The sequence below is a fragment of the Fictibacillus halophilus genome, assembly GCF_016401385.1.
GTDB lineage: Bacteria > Bacillota > Bacilli > Bacillales > Fictibacillaceae > Fictibacillus > Fictibacillus halophilus.
Window position 1 is genome coordinate 1 of the sequence record NZ_JAEACF010000005.1, and the last position, 19,619, is coordinate 19,619.

The 19,619-nt window shown below is 42.4% G+C and carries 20 protein-coding genes, 1 rRNA gene and 1 other annotated feature; all 21 genes read left to right on the forward strand.

The window, feature by feature from the left end; all coding sequences use genetic code 11:
• A 5S ribosomal RNA gene (gene rrf, locus I5J82_RS20690) occupies positions 1-72 on the forward strand; the annotation flags it as partial.
• Positions 73-815: 743 nt separating this feature from the next.
• The gene (locus I5J82_RS19360; RefSeq protein ID WP_137792299.1) at positions 816-1,283 is read left to right on the forward strand and encodes a CtsR family transcriptional regulator; all 468 of its coding nucleotides are present in this window, start codon (positions 816-818) and stop codon (positions 1,281-1,283) included.
• 36 nt (positions 1,284-1,319) lie between these two features.
• Positions 1,320-1,853, forward strand: coding sequence for a protein-arginine kinase activator protein McsA (mcsA, locus tag I5J82_RS19365; RefSeq protein WP_198769399.1), 534 nt, complete (start codon positions 1,320-1,322; stop codon positions 1,851-1,853).
• A 3-nt stretch (positions 1,854-1,856) separates the two neighbouring features.
• Positions 1,857-2,921: a protein-arginine kinase McsB gene (gene mcsB, locus I5J82_RS19370; RefSeq protein ID WP_198769400.1), complete on the forward strand. Its 1,065-nt coding sequence runs from the start codon at positions 1,857-1,859 to the stop codon at positions 2,919-2,921.
• A gap of 14 nt (positions 2,922-2,935) precedes the next feature.
• The gene (gene clpC, locus I5J82_RS19375; protein ID WP_137792297.1) at positions 2,936-5,356 is read left to right on the forward strand and encodes an ATP-dependent protease ATP-binding subunit ClpC; all 2,421 of its coding nucleotides are present in this window, start codon (positions 2,936-2,938) and stop codon (positions 5,354-5,356) included.
• Between the two features lie 479 nt (positions 5,357-5,835).
• Entirely contained in the window at positions 5,836-7,212 is a 1,377-nt protein-coding gene (gene radA / locus I5J82_RS19380) for a DNA repair protein RadA (protein ID WP_198769401.1), read from the forward strand.
• An 8-nt stretch (positions 7,213-7,220) separates the two neighbouring features.
• Positions 7,221-8,294, forward strand: a complete 1,074-nt coding sequence (gene disA, locus I5J82_RS19385) for a DNA integrity scanning diadenylate cyclase DisA (RefSeq protein WP_198769402.1) — start codon at positions 7,221-7,223, stop codon at positions 8,292-8,294.
• Positions 8,295-8,389: 95 nt separating this feature from the next.
• Positions 8,390-9,481, forward strand: a complete 1,092-nt coding sequence (locus tag I5J82_RS19390; RefSeq protein ID WP_198769403.1) for a PIN/TRAM domain-containing protein — start codon at positions 8,390-8,392, stop codon at positions 9,479-9,481.
• An 18-nt stretch (positions 9,482-9,499) separates the two neighbouring features.
• Entirely contained in the window at positions 9,500-10,195 is a 696-nt protein-coding gene (gene ispD / locus I5J82_RS19395; RefSeq protein ID WP_198769404.1) for a 2-C-methyl-D-erythritol 4-phosphate cytidylyltransferase, read from the forward strand.
• The gene (gene ispF / locus I5J82_RS19400; protein ID WP_198769405.1) at positions 10,192-10,671 is read left to right on the forward strand and encodes a 2-C-methyl-D-erythritol 2,4-cyclodiphosphate synthase; all 480 of its coding nucleotides are present in this window, start codon (positions 10,192-10,194) and stop codon (positions 10,669-10,671) included. Before ispD ends, ispF begins: the two co-directional genes overlap by 4 nt.
• Before the next feature lie 230 nt (positions 10,672-10,901).
• Entirely contained in the window at positions 10,902-12,371 is a 1,470-nt protein-coding gene (gene gltX / locus I5J82_RS19405) for a glutamate--tRNA ligase (RefSeq protein ID WP_198769406.1), read from the forward strand.
• 55 nt (positions 12,372-12,426) lie between these two features.
• Positions 12,427-12,654: a binding site (T-box leader), on the forward strand.
• Positions 12,655-12,907: 253 nt separating this feature from the next.
• The gene (gene cysE / locus I5J82_RS19410) at positions 12,908-13,564 is read left to right on the forward strand and encodes a serine O-acetyltransferase (RefSeq protein WP_332873690.1); all 657 of its coding nucleotides are present in this window, start codon (positions 12,908-12,910) and stop codon (positions 13,562-13,564) included.
• A complete protein-coding gene (gene cysS / locus I5J82_RS19415; RefSeq protein ID WP_198769408.1) occupies positions 13,565-14,968 on the forward strand; it encodes a cysteine--tRNA ligase in 1,404 nt (467 codons plus the stop codon).
• A gap of 6 nt (positions 14,969-14,974) precedes the next feature.
• Positions 14,975-15,376 (forward strand): Mini-ribonuclease 3, encoded by a 402-nt coding sequence (locus tag I5J82_RS19420; protein WP_408610429.1) that lies wholly within the window; start codon positions 14,975-14,977, stop codon positions 15,374-15,376.
• Positions 15,377-15,378: 2 nt separating this feature from the next.
• Complete coding sequence (gene rlmB, locus I5J82_RS19425; protein ID WP_066390621.1) at positions 15,379-16,152, forward strand: 23S rRNA (guanosine(2251)-2'-O)-methyltransferase RlmB; 774 nt, start codon at positions 15,379-15,381, stop codon at positions 16,150-16,152.
• Entirely contained in the window at positions 16,149-16,667 is a 519-nt protein-coding gene (locus I5J82_RS19430) for an NYN domain-containing protein (RefSeq protein WP_137792248.1), read from the forward strand. Before rlmB ends, I5J82_RS19430 begins: the two co-directional genes overlap by 4 nt.
• 79 nt (positions 16,668-16,746) lie before the next feature.
• The gene (gene sigH, locus I5J82_RS19435; protein ID WP_066390628.1) at positions 16,747-17,397 is read left to right on the forward strand and encodes an RNA polymerase sporulation sigma factor SigH; all 651 of its coding nucleotides are present in this window, start codon (positions 16,747-16,749) and stop codon (positions 17,395-17,397) included.
• A gap of 583 nt (positions 17,398-17,980) precedes the next feature.
• Entirely contained in the window at positions 17,981-18,130 is a 150-nt protein-coding gene (gene rpmG / locus I5J82_RS19440; RefSeq protein WP_077365486.1) for a 50S ribosomal protein L33, read from the forward strand.
• Between the two features lie 58 nt (positions 18,131-18,188).
• A complete protein-coding gene (gene secE / locus I5J82_RS19445; protein WP_082861218.1) occupies positions 18,189-18,395 on the forward strand; it encodes a preprotein translocase subunit SecE in 207 nt (68 codons plus the stop codon).
• Between the two features lie 75 nt (positions 18,396-18,470).
• Positions 18,471-19,004 (forward strand): transcription termination/antitermination protein NusG, encoded by a 534-nt coding sequence (nusG, locus tag I5J82_RS19450; protein ID WP_198769410.1) that lies wholly within the window; start codon positions 18,471-18,473, stop codon positions 19,002-19,004.
• 158 nt (positions 19,005-19,162) lie between these two features.
• Entirely contained in the window at positions 19,163-19,588 is a 426-nt protein-coding gene (rplK, locus tag I5J82_RS19455; RefSeq protein ID WP_066238005.1) for a 50S ribosomal protein L11, read from the forward strand.
• Positions 19,589-19,619 lie beyond the last annotated feature (31 nt).

Below are 19,619 nucleotides of genomic sequence, written 5' to 3' on the forward strand. Positions count from 1 at the left end.
CACGGAAGTTAAGCTCTTTAGCGCCGATGGTAGTTGGGGGTTTCCCCCTGTTAGAGTAGGACGTCGCTAGGCAATGAGGAAGATGGATGAAAATCCATCTTCTTTTTTTGTGCTTTTAAAAAGAAGAAAATCAAATAAGGTGGTTTGGCGCATGCCAAACTTCTGATTATGGGTGACTGGGGTGTGAAGGGTGGAGGGTATAGAGCTTGGATCGGGCAGAGATTGGTTGTCGAGATTTAGCGAACAGCCTTTATTTTTGGTTTTAGACTTAATTGAGGTTCGTTTCGACTTAATTCGCTCACATTTTGACTTAATTTTGTTCATTTAGACTTAATTAGATGTGAAACATACCCCGGCTCGTATTCTTCAAAAACCTGTGTCAACACCAATAACCCTCTCACAAGCCTCAAATTAGGAAAAAGATGGCCACAGCCATCTTCCATCACGCTATATTCCACAAACAAAAGCTCAAGATCCACCAAAAAGAACCTATAGCAGCTCTTACAAACATCACCCAAGCCAAAACTTCACCAAAACTCCGCAGTTCTCGCCTTCAAAATTCATCAACGCGACCGCACAACATTTTCCGTTAGCACACAACACAACACAACAAACCCATCGTCGAACCTCAAAAAAAATCCTCGATCCCCGCACATCCATCCTCCTCCAAAAGCATCATCTTTTCGACAGAATCATACAGGTTAAGAAGATTATCATGAGGCAATAATGGGGAATAGAGATTTGCATTTTCGGAAAAAGGCAGGCTATAATATAACTATAGTCAAAGTTAGTCAAAGTCAGAAGGGGGAGGGGAAATGAGGAATATTTCAGATGTAATTGAAAATTACTTAAAGCAAATTCTCTCAAGCTCTAATGATCCGTCCATTGAAATTAAGCGGACGGATATTGCTGAAAGGTTTCAATGCGTGCCTTCTCAAATAAACTACGTTATTAACACGAGATTTACGATTGAAAAAGGGTTCGTAGTGGAAAGTAAAAGAGGTGGAGGAGGTTATATTCGGATTATGAAAGTCCGTACCGAAAGCTCCGCTCACTTAATTGATCACTTAACCACCTTGATTGGTGAAAGGATATCGCAAGGCAACGCAGAAAATGTAATAAAGAGACTTATGGAAGAAACGATCGTTTCAGAACGAGAAGCAAGACTTATGCTGAGTGTGATGGACAGATCTATTTTAAAGCTTAACCTTCCAGAACGAGACGAATTACGAGCAGAATTATTAAAAGCTATGATAAAAACGTTAAAATATCGAACCACATAGCCCTTTTTTTCATTCTATATAAAGGGAGGGAGCAGAATGAATTGTGAAGAGTGCCATGAACGTGAAGCTTCATTGCATTTTACCAAAATCATAAATGGAGAAAAAACCGAATTTCACATTTGTGAACATTGTGCCAAAGAAAAAGGAGAATTCTTGCCGGGGTCGAATTCTTTCTCCATTCACCAATTGCTTTCTGGTCTTTTACACGGTGATGGACATGTCCCGAACACACCATCATCCAACTTCATTCCGCCCTCATTAACCTGTGAAAAATGCGGAATGAGTTATTATCAGTTTGCGAAGATCGGCCGCTTTGGGTGTGAGAATTGCTACAAGGCATTTGATTCAAAGCTTAATCCGATTTTTAAAAGAGTTCATGGTGGTAATACCTTGCATGCAGGGAAGATTCCACTCCGTGCAGGAAGCAGTATTCAAGAAAAAAAGCAGCTTCAGCAATTAAAGCAAGCTTTGCAGCAGTATATATTAAATGAGGAATTTGAAAAAGCTGCTGAAACAAGGGATGTCATCAGAGAGATCGAGCACCGCTTACAACAGGGGAGGGATACGTAACCGATGTCTTTGGAACGATTTATCAGTGACGCGATCAGTCCCTGGATGAAACGGGAGGGGCCAGAATCGGATATAGTTCTTTCGAGCCGTGTCCGACTTGCAAGGAATATTCATCAATATGTTTTTCCCATCGCAGCAGATAAAGAATCGGCTCATGAAGTCATATCAGCGATCTCAACTTGTATGGTCGAAGATAATGAAGAAGCAGAAAAGCTGGAAATGCTGATGATGGAGGAGTTAAAACCTGTTCAAAAACGGGTACTTGTTGAGAAACATCTGATTAGTCCCAATTTAGCAGAGCAAGCGAAGTACGGTGCGGTTCTCATGAATGCAGATGAATCAGTGAGCATCATGGTGAACGAAGAAGATCATATACGCATCCAATGTTTAGCACCAGGCTTTCAACTAGAAGAAGTGCTTCATCGGGCGAATGAGATCGATGATTCCATTGAAAAAAACGTTGATTATGCGTTTGATGAAAAAAGAGGATATTTAACAAGCTGTCCGACGAATGTAGGAACTGGACTTCGAGCCTCTGTCATGATGCATCTTCCAGCGCTCGTACTCTCAAAAAAGATGAGTCGTATCATCCCAGCAATCAATCAGCTAGGGTTAGCGGTGAGAGGCATATATGGAGAAGGTACCGAGGCACAAGGAAACATTTTTCAAATTTCAAACCAGATGACACTGGGCAAGTCGGAAGAGGATATTATGGAAGATCTCGCAGGTGTCGTCATGCAGGTCATCCAACAAGAACGAGCAGCTCGCAAACAGCTGCAGGATGGATTGAAATTACAGCTTGAAGACAAGTTATTCCGTTCATTAGGAACGTTAGAGAACTGCAGGATTATCCAGTCAAAAGAAGCTGCCAAATGTTTATCAGATGTGCGGCTTGGTATTGATTTAGAGATTTTACCTGGGATTTCAAAAACGATACTAAATGAACTTATGATACTTACACAACCAGGTTTTCTTCAACAATATGCAGGTGAAGTTCTAACTCCAGAAGAACGTGACATAAGAAGAGCCACTTTAATCAGAGAAAGAATAAAATTGGAAAACCGATAAGGAGCGTGACGAGTATGATGTTTGGTCGTTTTACAGAGAGAGCACAAAAAGTTTTAGCTTTAGCACAAGAAGAAGCAATTCGATTAGGTCATAATAACGTGGGAACAGAACATATCCTACTGGGATTAATCCGTGAGGGAGAAGGAATTGCAGCGAAAGCTCTTCAAGTTCTTGGTCTAGGGCCAGAAAAGATTCAAAAAGAAGTGGAAACATTGATCGGCCGCGGTCAGGAAGCTGTTCAAACGATTCACTATACCCCTCGTGCTAAAAAAGTGATCGAACTTTCCATGGATGAGGCTCGTAAACTCGGACATTCATACGTGGGAACAGAACATATTCTATTAGGCTTGATCCGTGAAGGAGAAGGTGTTGCAGCTCGTGTTCTAAACAACCTTGGTGTCAGCCTTAACAAAGCGCGTCAGCAAGTGCTGCAGTTACTAGGAAGCAATGAATCTTCTTCAAGTCATAGAGGTTCATCTGCGAGTGCTAACACACCAACGTTAGACAGCTTAGCACGTGATCTTACGGCGATTGCTCGTGAAGGTACATTAGACCCTGTAATCGGGCGTGCTAAAGAAATTCAGCGTGTTATCGAGGTTCTAAGCCGTCGTACGAAGAACAACCCAGTTTTGATTGGGGAACCAGGTGTTGGTAAAACAGCTATCGCAGAAGGTCTAGCTCAGCAGATCATTAATAACGAAGTGCCAGAAACACTTCGTGATAAGCGTGTTATGACGCTTGATATGGGTACAGTTGTAGCAGGAACGAAGTACAGAGGTGAATTTGAAGATCGTCTGAAAAAAGTAATGGATGAGATCCGACAGGCAGGGAATATCATTCTATTCATCGATGAACTTCATACGCTGATTGGTGCAGGTGGAGCAGAAGGTGCGATTGATGCATCCAACATTCTGAAGCCAGCTCTTGCTCGCGGCGAGCTTCAATGTATCGGTGCTACAACACTTGATGAATACAGAAAATATATTGAAAAAGATGCAGCGCTTGAGCGTCGTTTCCAGCCAATCACGGTTAACGAGCCAACAAAGGATGAAAGTATTCAAATTCTTCAAGGACTGCGCGATCGGTATGAAGCTCACCACCGTGTGACGATTACGGATGAAGCGATTGAAGCGTCTGTTCAGTTATCTGATCGATACATTTCAGATCGTTTCTTACCAGATAAAGCGATCGATCTCATTGATGAAGCGGCGTCAAAAGTTCGTCTTCGTTCTTATACAGCACCGCCAAATTTAAAAGAGCTTGAGCAAAAGCTAGAGGAAGTTCGTAAGGAGAAGGATGCGGCTGTTCAAAGTCAAGAATTTGAAAAAGCAGCTTCACTTCGAGATTCTGAACAACGCCTTCGCGAAGAGTTAGAAAAAACGAAGGATGTTTGGAAAGAGAAGCAAGGTAAAGAAAACACAGAAGTAACGCCAGAAGATATCGCACAAGTTGTATCCTCTTGGACGGGAGTTCCAGTTTCTAAGCTTGCTGAAGAAGAAACAGAACGCCTTCTGAAGATGGAAGAGATTCTGCATGATCGTGTTATCGGTCAGTCTGAGGCGGTTACGGCAATTTCTAAAGCGATCCGAAGAGCACGTGCTGGACTCAAAGATCCGAAGCGTCCGATCGGCTCGTTCATCTTCTTAGGACCAACAGGTGTAGGTAAAACGGAGCTTGCAAGAGCTGTTGCCGAAACACTATTTGGTGATGAAGATGCGATTATCCGTATCGATATGTCTGAATACATGGAGAAGCATACAACATCCCGTCTCGTTGGTTCGCCTCCAGGCTATGTTGGACACGAAGAGGGCGGCCAGTTAACAGAGAAAGTAAGAAGAAAGCCTTACTCTGTTATCTTGCTTGATGAGATCGAAAAAGCGCATCCGGAAGTATTCAACATCTTGCTTCAAGTGCTAGAAGATGGTCGTCTTACTGATTCTAAGGGACGTACGGTCGATTTCCGCAACACAGTTGTAATCATGACTTCAAACGTAGGAGCGAGCACGCTTAAGCGTAACCGTTCACTAGGGTTTGCTGTTCATAACGAAGGTCAAAAGTACAACGATATGAAGTCTAAAGTAATGGATGAACTAAAGCGTGCATTCCGTCCAGAGTTCTTGAACCGTATTGATGAGATCATCGTGTTCCATTCTCTAGAAAAAGAGCACTTGCTAAGAATCGTTAGCCTGATGGCCGCATCACTGAAACAACGTTTAAGTGATCAAGGTATCGAGATCGAGTTGACTCAAGCTGCTCTCGAGAAGATTACAGAAGAAGGATACGATCCAGATTACGGAGCTCGTCCATTGCGTCGTGCCCTACAGCGTAAGATTGAAGATCGATTATCTGAAGAGCTTTTAAGAGGAAATATCAACAAAGGGCAGACCGTTAAGATCGATGTGGAAGAGAACGATTTTGTCGTTCAAACGGTCTAACTTTTACCACATATGAGAATATCCTACAAAAGACCCGGAAGACAGACATGTCCTCCGGGTTTTTGTCGAAATAATCTTAGCTGTTCGCCTTTTTTTGCAGAGCTCAAATGGAAGTAGTTGTTAGGTTTTATGTTATGATATTAGTGAAGAAATCTTGATATTTTCAGTATTTAACTAATTAAAATAGTAAACCTATTTTTTCCTTTACAATGATGCCTTGAAAGTGGTTGGTTTCCGTTACAGGTGTTCGCTTTCCGCGGGGCGTGCGGTGAGCCCCCTGCCGCTCTGCGCCTTTAGGGGTCTCTCCTGCCCACTCGTCCCGCAGGAGTCTCACACCTTCCACTCCAATCAACCTTTCAATGAAGTCTTTTCAGGAATACTTTAGAAGCATCAATTCACTAAGCATCTGAAACTAGAAACTAAAGGTTATGAAATAGATAGATATTAAAGTGTTAAGTTTTGAAGAGGAGTTTTTATAGATGGCTAAAGTAAAATCAATCTTTCTTTGCCAAGATTGCGGTTATGAATCACCGAAATGGATGGGGAAATGTCCCGGTTGCCATGCGTGGAACACGATGGTGGAGGAAACGATTCGACCTGAAAAAAATATAAGAGGATTAAGCTCTGGCGGAGATAAGAACGTAAAGCAAAAACCTCAGTCAATAGCGGATGTGAAAAGCGAGCAAGAACCACGCATACCTACAAACTATCAGGAATTCAACCGTGTACTAGGTGGAGGAATCGTTCCAGGCTCTATGGTTTTAGTTGGTGGAGACCCCGGAATTGGTAAGTCCACGTTGTTGCTGCAAACATCAGCACAGCTTGCACAAAAAGGAGAGCGTGTTCTATACATATCTGGTGAGGAATCTGTGAAACAGACGAAGCTGCGTGCCGATCGTTTAGATATCGACGCGAAGGACTTGTTTGTTTTAGCAGAAACAGATTTAGAACTGATTGAACAGGCGATGGCTGATGTGATGCCTTCTGTGATGATCATCGACTCGATTCAAACCGTCTATCGAGCTGAAGTAACGTCTGCTCCAGGGAGTGTATCGCAAGTACGAGAGTGTACCTCGCATTTGATGCGTATGGCAAAAACAAAAGGTATTGCTGTATTTATCGTTGGACATGTTACGAAAGAAGGTAACATTGCCGGTCCGCGTCTTTTAGAGCACATGGTAGATGCGGTATTGTACTTTGAAGGAGAAAGACATCATACATTCCGGATCTTGCGTGCCGTTAAGAACCGTTTTGGCTCTACGAATGAAATCGGAGTTTTTGAAATGAAAGAAGTAGGGCTGGAAGAAGTATTAAACCCTTCTGAAATCTTCTTAGAAGAGCGCTCGAAAGGAGCAGCGGGTTCGACAGTAGTTGCTTCTCTAGAGGGAACGCGTCCGATGCTAGTAGAGCTTCAGGCGTTAATATCACCAACGAGCTTTGGTAATCCTAGAAGGATGGCCACCGGAATCGATCATAACCGTGTTTCGCTGCTTATGGCGGTTTTAGAAAAGCGAGTTGGGCTGCTGCTTCAGAATCAGGATGCCTATTTGAACGTAGCAGGCGGAGTCAGACTGGATGAGCCGGCGATCGATCTTGCTGTTGCGATCAGCATCGCTTCAAGCTTTCGCGATTCACCAACCAAGCCAACAGATGTTATGATTGGAGAAATAGGATTAACGGGAGAGGTTAGACGAGTTTCCCGTATCGAGCAGCGCGTACATGAAGCTGCGAAGTTAGGTTTTACGCGAGCTATTATACCTGATAAAAATATCGGCGGCTGGACAGTTCCAAAAGGAATACAAGTCGTCGGCGTATCGACCGTTTATGAGGCATTACAAGCAGCGTTAGGAGGGTAAAGTATATTATGGATCATGCGATAAAAGAAGCAATCATAAGCCAAATGTTACAACTAGTTGCTCCCGGAACACCACTTCGGGAAGGAATCGACAACGTACTACGAGCGAACACGGGCGGACTGATCGTTGTTGGATACAACGATAAAGTAAAAGAAATCGTTGATGGAGGTTTCTCTATTAACTGCAAATACTCACCAGCATCACTATATGAACTTGCCAAGATGGATGGTGCGATCATTTTAAACGAAGATGCTGTTAAGATTCTGTATGCGAACACACAGCTGATTCCAGATACGGTTATTCCGTCTACAGAAACGGGGATCCGTCACAGAACGGCAGAACGTGTTGCGCGACAAACAGGCAACCTTGTGATCTCCATTTCTCAACGTCGTAACGTCATCACTCTATATCAAGGGATGATTCGCTATTCGTTAAAAGAGATCGGTGTCATCTTAACGAAAGCGAATCAAGCGATTCAAACGCTTGAGAAATATAAAGTGGTTTTCGACCAAAGTGTAACGAACCTTGGCGCACTTGAATTTGAAGAATTAGTGACTTTCCAAGAAGTTACACAAGTTATTCACAGAATTGAGATGGTTTTACGCATAAAAAATGAGATTATTAAATATGTTAATGAACTTGGTGTTGAAGGCAGACTGATTCGAATCCAGATGGAGGAGCTTGTTTCTAACATCGAGGAAGAAGCACTGCTTTTGATCAAGGACTATATGAAAGATCGTGAAAGTGATCCTTATGCGATTCTTCGCCAATTGAACAAACTATCATCTGAAGAATTGTTTGATGAATCCGTAATTATGAAACTTTTAGGGTTCTCAGCCGGTATGAATATGCAGGATGAGACGATTCATCCACGCGGATATCGTATTCTTGGTAAGATTCCAAGGCTTCCAGCTGTTATTATCGAGAATTTAACAGATGCTTTTGAGAACCTTCCGCAAATTTTACGTGCGTCTATTGATGAATTGGACGAGGTAGAGGGTATCGGTGAGATTCGTGCCAGAAAAGTAAAAGAAGGTCTAAAACGCATTCAGGAACAGCTTTTTGTAGATCGTCATATCTAAATGAAACATCCTCAGTAAAAAAAGGAATTTTCTATTTTTTGCACGTTTTTAATACGATCATTTTGTAAATAATGATTAGGGGAGGTGAATCAGGCATGCTAAAAAGAATTGTTCAACTATTTTTTATTGTAATAGGTGGCATGCTCGGCTATCTATATATACCAGATCTCATTCGTGTACTTAACTTCGGTGATCTACCGAATCAAGTAACATCCCCATATGTCGGGGCAGTAATTGGTGCACTTATACTTTTTTTATCTACATTTTGGCTGTCAGATTACGTAGTAGGTTTAATCCGCTGGGCTGAGGAAACGGTTGTAAAAGCTCCGGCAACTGATCTTTTATCCGGGACAATGGGGCTGATCATCGGACTGATCGTCGCATTTTTGATCCAGTCACCGTTAAGTTCTATGGATATTGTTGTGGTTAGCTCGATCCTGCCGATCGCTATCACATTCCTGCTCGGTTATTTAGGCTTTCAGGTAGGTTTTAAAAAGAGAGATGAGTTGATTCAGCTGTTCTCTTTAAAAAGCCAAGGAAAAGAACGTAAAAAAGAGGCTGAGATCGATAAGCCGAGTGGTAAATATAAGATTTTAGATACGAGCGTCATTATCGATGGCCGAGTGGCTGATATCTGTCAAACCGGCTTTTTAGAAGGTCCGCTTATCATTCCTCGTTTTGTCTTAGAAGAATTGCAGTATATTGCTGATTCTTCAGATGTTTTAAAGCGAAACAGAGGACGCCGTGGGCTTGATATCCTTAATCGTATTCAAAAAGAGCTATCTATGAAAGTTGAAATCTATGAAGGTGATTTTGAAGAGGTAACAGAGGTTGATAGCAAGCTTGTAAAACTCGCTCAGTTATTATCCGGAGTTGTCGTAACGAATGATTTTAACTTAAACAAAGTATGTGAACTGCAAAACGTTGCAGTACTGAATATTAATGACCTTGCAAATGCGGTAAAACCAGTTGTTCTTCCTGGTGAAGAGCTTGTTGTACAAGTGATCAAAGACGGAAAAGAACAGAGTCAAGGTGTAGGTTATCTGGATGACGGAACGATGATCGTCGTAGAAGATGGTCGTGATTATGTAGGTAAGACGATTGATGTTGTGGTAACTTCTGTACTCCAAACATCAGCGGGCAGAATGATTTTTGCTAAAAAGAAACTATTAGAAAAAGCATTGTAACGAACGGTGGGGAAGCACGTGAATTATTGGACAGTCATTCCTGCTGCTGGACAAGGTAAACGCATGAATGCTGGCATCTCTAAGCAGTGGATCGAGCTCTTAGGAAAACCAGTCCTCGCACACACACTACATGTGTTTGAAAACGATCCGCATTGCGAAGGTGTGATCTTGGTCGGTAGTGAAAAGGAATTGAAACAGATGCAAGATTTTGTAGAGTCGTTCCAATACAAAAAAGTGCGCAAAATCGTTCCAGGCGGAAAAGAACGTCAGCAAAGTGTATATGAGGGTCTAAAGGTCGTACCGATCGATACGGATTTTGTTCTCATTCATGACGCTGCACGGCCTTTCATCACACAAGATTCTATTTCACAACTTGTTAACACGGCACGAGAAACGGGCTCTGCCGTATTAGCTGTTCCTGTAAAGGATACGGTTAAGCGGGTAGTAGAGAATCAAGTGGAAGAAACGATCGACCGTTCCAGCTTGTGGGCTGTTCAAACCCCGCAAGCTTTTCGTCTTTCTATCGTAATGGAAGCACACGGAAAGGCAGACGAAGAAGGCTTTGTAGGAACAGACGACGCCAGCCTGGTGGAACGAATTGGACAAACAGTCGCTATTGTAATGGGAGACTATCATAATATAAAATTAACTACGTCTGATGACTTGTTGTTTGGACAAGCCATTTTGTTAGAGAGACAGGGGGAAAAAGCATGATGCGCATCGGACAGGGTTTTGATGTACATGCCTTCAGTGAGGGTCGCCCGCTAATCATTGGCGGTGTAACGATTCCTTATGAGAAGGGACTTTTAGGACATTCTGATGCTGACGTTCTTTTACATGCGATTACAGATGCATTATTAGGCGCAGCGGGTGAAGGAGATATCGGCAAGCATTTTCCAGATACAGATCCAGCTTACAAAGGCGCAGATTCAAAGCGTTTGTTGCTCGATTCTTGGAAATTGGTTGAGAAAAAAGGTTATTCTTTAGGTAATATAGATTGTACGATCATTGCTCAAAAACCAAAGATGCTTCCGTACATTGAAGAGATGCGTGGAGTGATCGCTGGTATTTTTGGTGTTGATGTAGAGAGAATCAACGTGAAAGCGACGACGACTGAAAAGCTAGGATTCCCTGGACGCGAAGAGGGAATCGCAGCTCAAGCGGTTGTTTTGATAGAGAAGGTTCTTTAAAAAAATTGTTGCTTTGGGAGCATTCCGTTCATTATCTTCTCTGATAAAGTTGATTGGAGTGGAAGATGCGAGACTCCTGTGGGACAGGCGGGCAGGTGAGACACTTAAGAGTGAAACGTACGAATGTGGCTCACCGCCTGCCCCACGGAAAGCGAGTATCTGGAACGGAAATGAACCACTTCCAAAAGCATCATCGTTTAAGTAAAAAATATTTTTAGAGGTGAAACATGATGGCAAACGAAGTTCGAGTGCGTTATGCACCAAGTCCAACGGGACACTTACATATAGGGAATGCACGTGCAGCTCTATTCAATTATCTATATGCACGCCACACTGGCGGAAAATTTATTATTCGTATTGAAGATACAGATCAAAAGCGTAACATTCAAGGTGGAGAAGAGAGCCAGCTGAACCATTTGAAATGGCTCGGTATGGATTGGGATGAAAGTGTTGATATCGGAGGAGATTACGGTCCGTATCGTCAGATGGAACGTTTAGATCTGTATGAAAAGTATACAGATGAACTACTTTCAAAAGGTCTTGCATACACTTGTTATTGTACAGAAGAAGAGCTTGAGGCTTCTCGTGAAGAGCAGATGGCAAAAGGGGATACTCCCGTTTATGATGGACGCTGTCTAAACTTATCAGTTGTAGAAAAAGCGGCATTAGAAGAAGAAGGTCGCCGTCCGAGTATTCGTTTTAAAGTTCCGCAAGACCGTACGATCACGTTTGATGACATGGTTAAAGGTGAAGTATCTTTTGAATCGAGCGGCTTTGGTGATTTTGTTATCGTAAAAAAAGACGGGATCCCAACTTACAACTACGCTGTTGTTATCGATGACCATGAAATGGCGATCACTCACGTACTGCGTGGAGATGATCACATTTCAAACACTCCGAAACAGCTATTGATCTATGATGCTTTAGGATTTTCGCATCCGAAGTTCGGTCATACAACATTGATCGTGAATGAAAACCGTAAAAAATTGAGTAAACGTGACGAATCGATCGTTCAGTTTATCGAGCAATACAAAGATCTAGGATACTTGCCAGAAGCGCTGTTTAATTTTATCGCGCTATTAGGCTGGTCTCCGGGTGGAGAAGAAGAGATCTTCAGTCGTGAGCAGTTTATTGAGATCTTTGACCCGAACCGTTTGTCAAAAGCACCTGCTGTTTTTGATACACAAAAGTTAGAGTGGCTGAACAACCAGTATATGAAACAGCAAGACGTAGCTCGCATTGTTGAGTTATGTATGCCTCACCTTGTAAAAGCGGGTAGAGTTTCTGAGAACCCAAGCCCTGAAGAACAAGAGTGGATCACAAAGCTTGTCGCTCTTCATCAGGAAAAAATGAGCTATGGTGCTGAGATCGTAGACTTAACGGAACTTTTCTTTAAAGAAGAGATCGAGTATGAAGGAGAAGCACTTGAAGTCTTGCAAGGTGAAGGTGTTCCATCCGTTATGGAATCGTTCTTAACTCAGATCGAAAGCAGTGATTCTTTTGAAGCGGAAGACATCAAAGCGATGATGAAAGCTGTTCAGAAGGAAACGGGCCAAAAAGGAAAGAACTTGTTCATGCCGATCCGTGTGGCAACGACTGGTCAGCAACATGGTCCAGATCTCCCTGCTGCTGTTTCTCTTTTAGGAAAAGATGTTATTACTAAGCGCGTAAATGCTGTACTGACTCAAATTAAAAAGTAATAAAAGTACACATTTTGCAAAGATTATAATATAGTAAAAGAAACTTATATTAAACGTAAAAACGCAGATGAGGAAAGTAGGCTAGCGCCTTTTCATAATAGAGAGAACCATCACCGGCTGAAAGTGGTTCATGAAAATGCTTGCTGAAGTGCCCCTCGGAGTCCCGTGCCGAAAGTTGAGTAGGTTTGGGCGGCAACTCCCCGTTATGGAGCTTAAGGGAACAGGTAATTTTTAATAAGCCTGTTAAACAGAGTGGAACCGCGTCTATCCGTACGTCTCTGTGTCATATTTGGCACAGGGGCGTTTTTTATTTGTAGTCTTCGTCGCTCTTGAAAGTAGTTGATTTCCGTTACAGGTACTCGCTTTCCGGGGGGCGTGCGGTGAGCCTCTTAGCGCTGTTAAGAGTCTCACCTGTCCCGCTGATCCCCCAGGAGTCTCGCACCTTACACTCCAATCAACTTTGCGATGAAGAAAATAAAAAATGCCTGAGACATCACGCGTAACAGGCAAGTCCCTTTTATAAAAAGGCAAGGAGGTTGGAGAACATGTTTTCAGCCATGAAAGAAGACATTCAGGTTGTTTTTGAGAAAGACCCAGCGGCTAGAAGTTCATTCGAAGTAGTCCTAACCTACTCTGGACTGCATGCGGTTTGGGCCCATAGATTAGCACATAAATTATTCAAACGAAACTGGCTGTTTTTAGCCCGTTTGATCTCACAGATCAGCCGTTTTTTTACTGGTATCGAAATACACCCAGGAGCACAGATCGGCAGACGCTTCTTTATCGATCACGGAATGGGTGTTGTGATCGGCGAAACGTGTATCATCGGAAATGATGTAACGCTCTACCAAGGTGTTACGCTCGGAGGTACGGGAAAAGAAAAAGGAAAAAGGCATCCCACGCTTGAAGATCACGTTCTTGTTGCTACAGGAGCCAAAGTGCTAGGTAACATTACCATCGGCAAAAATTCAAAAGTGGGTGCAGGCTCGGTTGTTCTTCAACATGTGCCGCCTGATGCGACCGTAGTTGGAATTCCAGGAAGAGTCGTGATTAAAGACGGAATCAAAATAGGATGCGAACTTGATCATCGCGATCTGCCTGACCCGGTAGCCGACAAATTTAGAGAAATGCATAACGAGATGAAACGAATGCGTGCAGAACTGGAAACATTGAAAAAAGGGAGTGAAGTATAAATGGGTATTAAAATCTATAATACGATGACACGTCAAAAAGAGCTTTTTGTTCCGTTAGAAGAAGGAAAAGTAAAGATGTACGTGTGTGGACCGACTGTATATAACTATATCCATATCGGAAACGCAAGACCGGCTATTGTTTTTGATACAGTGAGAAAGTACTTGGAATACAGAAATTATGAAGTGCAATTCATCTCCAATTTTACGGATGTTGATGATAAGCTCATTAAAGCGGCGAACGAGATGGGAAGCGATGTCCCAACGATCGCTGAGAAATTTATCAACGCCTACCATGAGGATACTTGCGCACTAGGCGTACAAAAAGCGGACGCACACCCGCGTGTAACAGAAACGATGCCAGAGATCATTGAGTTTATCGAGAACCTCATCAAAAAAGGGTTTGCTTATGAAGCAGCGGGGGATGTTTATTTTAAAACGCGTTCGTTCAACGGTTATGGCAAGCTTTCTCATCAATCGATCGACGATTTAAGATCTGGTGCGAGAATTGAAGTAGGAGAGAAAAAAGAAGATCCTCTTGATTTCGCGCTATGGAAAGCAGCGAAAGAAGGAGAGATCTATTGGGAGAGCCCGTGGGGCAAAGGTCGTCCAGGCTGGCATATCGAATGCTCGGCAATGGCTAAAAAATACTTAGGTGATTCGATCGACATTCATGGCGGCGGTCAAGATTTAGCTTTTCCGCATCATGAGAATGAGATCGCACAATCGGAAGCATTAAATGAAGCTCCGATGGCTAAGTATTGGATGCATAATGGGTATATTAATATTGATAACGAAAAAATGTCCAAATCACTTGGGAACTTTGTACTTGTTCATGATCTTGTAAAACAGCAGGATCCACAAGTTATCCGCTTCTTTATGCTGGCCGTCCACTACCGTAATCCGATCAACTTCAGTCAAGAGTTGTTGGAAGCAGCAGAGGCAGGATTAAATAGAATCCGTACGTCTTATGAAAACTTAAAACACCGCTTGAGTGTATCGGCTGACCTTTCGCTTGATACAGAAAAATGGAGTCAGCTCGTGAAAGAAACAAGAGAGAAATTTATCACTGATATGGATGATGATTTTAACACAGCGAATGCTATCTCTAATCTTTTCGATTTTTCGAGAGAAGCGAACGTTTATCTGCAAGAAAAGAACACTTCTAAAGCCGTTATTACAGAATTTATCGCTCTTTTTGATGAGCTGGCTGGTGTGCTTGGACTTACTCTTCATAAAGAAGAGGAATTGTTGGATGAAGAGATTGATGCTCTTATTCAAGAACGTAATCAAGCGCGTAAAGAAAAGAACTTTGCTCGCGCTGATGAAATTCGTGATCATTTAAAAGAACAGAACATCATTTTGGAAGATACCGCACAGGGTGTTCGGTGGAAAAGAGATAAGTAAATGAAGATGACGGACTCAGATATTAAACAACTGAATGGAACCACGCTTGCTTATATGGGAGATGCAGTAATGGAGCAGTTCGTGCGTGAACACCTTATCCGTAACGGACAGGTGAAGCCGAATAAGCTCCACGTATCTGCAACAAAGTTTGTTTCAGCAAAAGCGCAAGCAAGCATGGTCGTTCAGCTGCTTGAAGAAAACTATTTTACAGAAGAAGAGGTCGCAGTAATTAAGCGTGGCCGCAATGCGAACCAAGGAACCGTTCCGAAAAATACGGATGTTCAAACGTATCGACATGCAACAAGCTTTGAAGCGATCATCGGTTATCTCTATCTGTTAAACAACCATGAACGATTAACGAACATGATGGAATATGTGTTATCCGAAAATAAAAAGGGGGAGGTTTAAAGATGAGTGAAGCAAAAGAACAAAAAGAACAAGAACTGATCATTGGCCGAAATCCGGTTATGGAAGTACTGCGCTCCGGCCGTGATATTAATAAAATTTTCGTAGGTGAAGGATCTCAAAAAGGACCTGTAAGTACGATCGTCTCTATGGCGAAAAAGCAAAATGTCCTTGTGCAATATGTACCGAAGCAAAAGCTCGATTCATTAAGCGGGGGCGGCAATCACCAAGGTGTGATCGCTGGCGTAGCAGCCTACTCTTATGCAGATATCGATGATCTGTTTAAAATTGCTGAAGAAAGAGGAGAAGAGCCGTTCTTTATTCTATTGGACGAGCTTGAAGATCCGCATAATCTAGGTTCGATCATGCGTACGGCTGATGCAGTCGGTGCACATGGCATCATCATTCCAAAAAGACGTTCAGTAGGATTAACAGCTACAGTAGCAAAAGCTTCAACGGGTGCGATCGAGTACATTCCGGTCGTTCGTGTAACGAACCTTGTCCAAACGATGAAAGAGTTAAGAGACCGCGGTATGTGGTTTGCCGGCGCTGACATGAAAGGGAAAGATGACTATAGACAAGCAAAGTGGGACATGCCTTTAGGTCTTGTGATCGGAAGCGAAGGAAAAGGGATGGGAAGACTTGTTTCAGAAACGTGTGATTTCCTTGTTCAGCTTCCGATGAAAGGGAAGGTTACCTCACTTAATGCATCGGTTGCTGCTAGTCTCTTGATGTATGAAGTGTACCGTAACCGCAATCCGTTAGAAGCGCGAAAATGAAAACACGCCACTATTTGATTGTTGATGGCTACAACATCATTGGCGCCTGGCCCGAACTACGGAGCTTAAAAACATCAGATTTTGCCAAAGCAAGAGATCTGCTGATTGAATATATGGCAGAATACCAGGGAACGACTGGGTATCAAGTGATCGTCGTATTTGATGCCCATCTCACACCTGGCACAGAGAAAAAAACGAAAAACCACCGCGTTGAAGTCATTTTTACAAGAGAGAACGAAACGGCAGATGAGCGGATCGAACGTTTAGTCGGAGAGTTAAAATCAATCGATACGCGAATTTACGTAGCAACTTCAGATTCAACCGAACAGTGGCAGATTTTTGGTAAAGGCGCATTGCGAAAATCTGCGCGAGAATTAAAGAATGAGATGGATGAAATAGAAAAGCATATTCATGTGTCCGTTGGCGAGCGGAAAAGGAAGCAAACCTCCTCCTCTATCCTTCTTTCAGACGAAATTGCCGAAATATTTGAAAGATGGAGAAGAGGGCAAAAATAAGGAATCTTGACGCTTTTGTGAACTATGAGCTATAATATTGCTATATTTTGCCGGTAAAAACCTGGTGGGGGGATTTGTCGTGAACATAGATCTCAAGGAACGGTCAGTAAGCGATTACGAGCTCATGGAAGATGAAAGCCTTGTGGAACTGGTTCATGAGGGGGACAGCGCAGCACTTGAATATTTGATCAACAAATATAAAAACTTTGTTCGTGCGAAAGCAAGATCATACTTTTTGATCGGTGCAGACCGTGAAGATATTATTCAAGAAGGCATGATCGGGCTGTATAAAGCCATTCGCGATTTTAAAGAGGACAAGCTGTCATCCTTTAAAGCTTTTGCCGAACTATGTATAACAAGGCAAATGATTACCGCTATCAAAACGGCAACTAGACAAAAGCACATTCCGTTAAATTCTTACGTGTCGTTGGACAAGCCGATCTATGATGAGGAGTCTGACCGTACACTAATGGATGTCATATGCGGTACAAAAGTCACTGATCCAGAAGAACTGATTATCAATCAAGAAGAATTTGATGATATTGAAGTGAAGATGGGAGAAATATTAAGTGACCTGGAACGTAAAGTTCTGATGCTGTATCTTGACGGAAGATCGTACCAGGAAATCTCAGTGGATCTCGACAGGCACGTGAAGTCAATCGACAACGCGCTTCAGCGAGTGAAACGTAAATTAGAGCGTTATTTAGAGCTAAGAGAAATATCATCTTAAGAGCGGGATTGTTCCTGCTCTTTTTCTTTTGGCTTTGAGTGGATGTTGAGCTGATGTGTGGGGGTATCGGAGCGGGGTAATAGTAGTCGAATTTGTCAACTCGCCGATATATGTTCAAAACTCGCGGGAATATAGCTGAAACTCGCGGAATTAATGGAATAATTTCTAGGATTATGGCTGATATTTCAAGGATTAGCATTAAGAATACCGGACAGGGTATATGTTTATGGCTACCTGTAAGTGAAAAAACGCATGAATTTTCGTTCTTACAAGAACAAAAAGACCAGCTAAATCAATTTCAGCTGACTTTTCACCCAATTTTATCGATGAGAGATGCCTTTTAGCGTAAATTTTGTTTCATTACGCTACCATCAAGCAAGCTGTCTCCAGTACAAGATTGAGTTGCATCACTAGCAAAGCGAAGCATCTAAAACGGTAATCAACCACTTACCTTTCCAACACAATTAGCTCTCAAAACACCATTTTCCCTTTATTGACAAGCGTATACCCCTATGTTAAGGTTTTAAAAGTAACATTGTAACGTGGATGAGTGGCTTTGTCGCACGAAAGGTGTTTATTTAGCATGAGAAAAAAAGTTTTTTTAGCCTGTAAACAATGCTCAAAACGAAATTATACAACGATGAAGAACCAGCAAAACAATCCTGAACGAGTCGAGGTTAAAAAGTTTTGCAGCTACTGCAATGCTCATACCATTCACCAGGAAACGAAGTAAGCGAAACAAGCTTTTTTTATAAATGTTAATTGATCAAAAGGCATGGGGGTTTATGAAGATGGCGGATGTTGCAGAAAAGACAAAAAAATCACCAGCAAAGTTTCTTTCCGATGTAAATAAGGAAATGAAGCGTGTAAGCTGGCCTTCGCGAAAAGAATTATTTCGCTATACGGGGATTGTACTGTCAACTGTAGTGATTATGGCTTTGTTCTTCTGGGTTGTGGATCTAGGGATTTCACAATTAGTTGAGCTTATTTTAGGGTAGATTAGATATAGCTTCTTTTGGATAGAATGCTAGAGTATATCCATTTTAGGAGGGAAAGGACACGGGTCCCATCGTATGGAAAAAAATTGGTACGTAGTTCATACCTATTCAGGTTATGAAAACAAAGTAAAAGCAAACTTGGAAAAGCGTTTGGAATCTATGGGGATGACAGATAAGATTTTCCGTGTACTTGTACCTGTAGAAGAAGAGACCGAAACAAAGAACGGTAAGACAAAAACAAGCATGAAGAAAGTTTTCCCTGGTTATGTATTAACGGAGATGATCATGACAGATGATTCTTGGTACGTTGTACGTAATACGCCTGGGGTAACAGGATTTGTCGGTTCTGCTGGAGCGGGCTCAAAGCCAACGGCACTTTTGCCTGAGGAAGTAGAACATATTCTTAAAGGTATGGGTATGGAAGCTCCGCGCGTTGAAGTTGATTTCGAAATCAAGGAATCTGTAAAAGTAAAAGAAGGTCCTTTTGCTGACTTTGTTGGTACGATTGAAGAGATCGATGCAACAAAACAGAAGCTGAAAGTTCACGTCAACATGTTTGGTCGTGAGACGCCAGTTGAACTTGAGTTTACCCAAGTTAGCAAGTTATAATGGAAAAAGACTTGTAATCACTTCAAAAAGGTGATAGAATTTTTTATGTTTGATATTACTAATCAACTGCTTCCTCTCTTTTAGGAGGGGAAGCGTATTTTTGAGTGGGAGGGTTTCGGCCCATAATACCACATCACGGACTTAAGGAGGTGTGTCGCGTGGCTAAAAAGGTTATTAAGATGGTAAAATTGCAAATCCCTGCTGGTAAAGCAAACCCGGCACCGCCAGTTGGACCTGCACTAGGACAAGCTGGGGTAAACATCATGGGATTCTGTAAAGAATTCAACGCTCGTACTGCTGATCAAGCTGGTTTAATCATTCCGGTAGAAATCACGGTTTTCGAAGACCGTTCATTTACATTCATCACTAAAACTCCTCCGGCTGCTGTTCTTTTAAAGAAAGCTGCAGGAATCGAGTCAGGTTCTGGTGAGCCTAACAAGAAAAAAGTTGCGACTGTAAAGCGTGATAAAGTTCGCGAAATCGCAGAAACAAAAATGCCTGACCTAAACGCTGCTAGCGTTGAAGCTGCAATGCGTATGGTTGAAGGTACTGCACGCAGCATGGGAATTGTTATCGAAGACTAATCCCTGTGTTTGATGTCTATTAGGTTGCGAG

What these genes read in the sequence shown, in the direction of transcription:
- disA (WP_198769402.1), top strand. Translation starts at nt 7,221, where the DNA reads ATGGATCATGCGATAAAAGAAGCAATCATAAGCCAAATGTTACAACTA.
- mcsB (WP_198769400.1), top strand. Translation starts at nt 1,857, where the DNA reads ATGTCTTTGGAACGATTTATCAGTGACGCGATCAGTCCCTGGATGAAA.
- I5J82_RS19360 (WP_137792299.1), top strand. Translation starts at nt 816, where the DNA reads ATGAGGAATATTTCAGATGTAATTGAAAATTACTTAAAGCAAATTCTC.
- mcsA (WP_198769399.1), top strand. Translation starts at nt 1,320, where the DNA reads ATGAATTGTGAAGAGTGCCATGAACGTGAAGCTTCATTGCATTTTACC.
- I5J82_RS19430 (WP_137792248.1), top strand. Translation starts at nt 16,149, where the DNA reads ATGAAAACACGCCACTATTTGATTGTTGATGGCTACAACATCATTGGC.
- nusG (WP_198769410.1), top strand. Translation starts at nt 18,471, where the DNA reads ATGGAAAAAAATTGGTACGTAGTTCATACCTATTCAGGTTATGAAAAC.
- clpC (WP_137792297.1), top strand. Translation starts at nt 2,936, where the DNA reads ATGATGTTTGGTCGTTTTACAGAGAGAGCACAAAAAGTTTTAGCTTTA.
- rpmG (WP_077365486.1), top strand. Translation starts at nt 17,981, where the DNA reads ATGAGAAAAAAAGTTTTTTTAGCCTGTAAACAATGCTCAAAACGAAAT.
- radA (WP_198769401.1), top strand. Translation starts at nt 5,836, where the DNA reads ATGGCTAAAGTAAAATCAATCTTTCTTTGCCAAGATTGCGGTTATGAA.
- gltX (WP_198769406.1), top strand. Translation starts at nt 10,902, where the DNA reads ATGGCAAACGAAGTTCGAGTGCGTTATGCACCAAGTCCAACGGGACAC.
- rlmB (WP_066390621.1), top strand. Translation starts at nt 15,379, where the DNA reads ATGAGTGAAGCAAAAGAACAAAAAGAACAAGAACTGATCATTGGCCGA.
- I5J82_RS19390 (WP_198769403.1), top strand. Translation starts at nt 8,390, where the DNA reads ATGCTAAAAAGAATTGTTCAACTATTTTTTATTGTAATAGGTGGCATG.
- ispF (WP_198769405.1), top strand. Translation starts at nt 10,192, where the DNA reads ATGATGCGCATCGGACAGGGTTTTGATGTACATGCCTTCAGTGAGGGT.
- secE (WP_082861218.1), top strand. Translation starts at nt 18,189, where the DNA reads ATGGCGGATGTTGCAGAAAAGACAAAAAAATCACCAGCAAAGTTTCTT.
- cysS (WP_198769408.1), top strand. Translation starts at nt 13,565, where the DNA reads ATGGGTATTAAAATCTATAATACGATGACACGTCAAAAAGAGCTTTTT.
- I5J82_RS19420 (WP_408610429.1), top strand. Translation starts at nt 14,975, where the DNA reads ATGACGGACTCAGATATTAAACAACTGAATGGAACCACGCTTGCTTAT.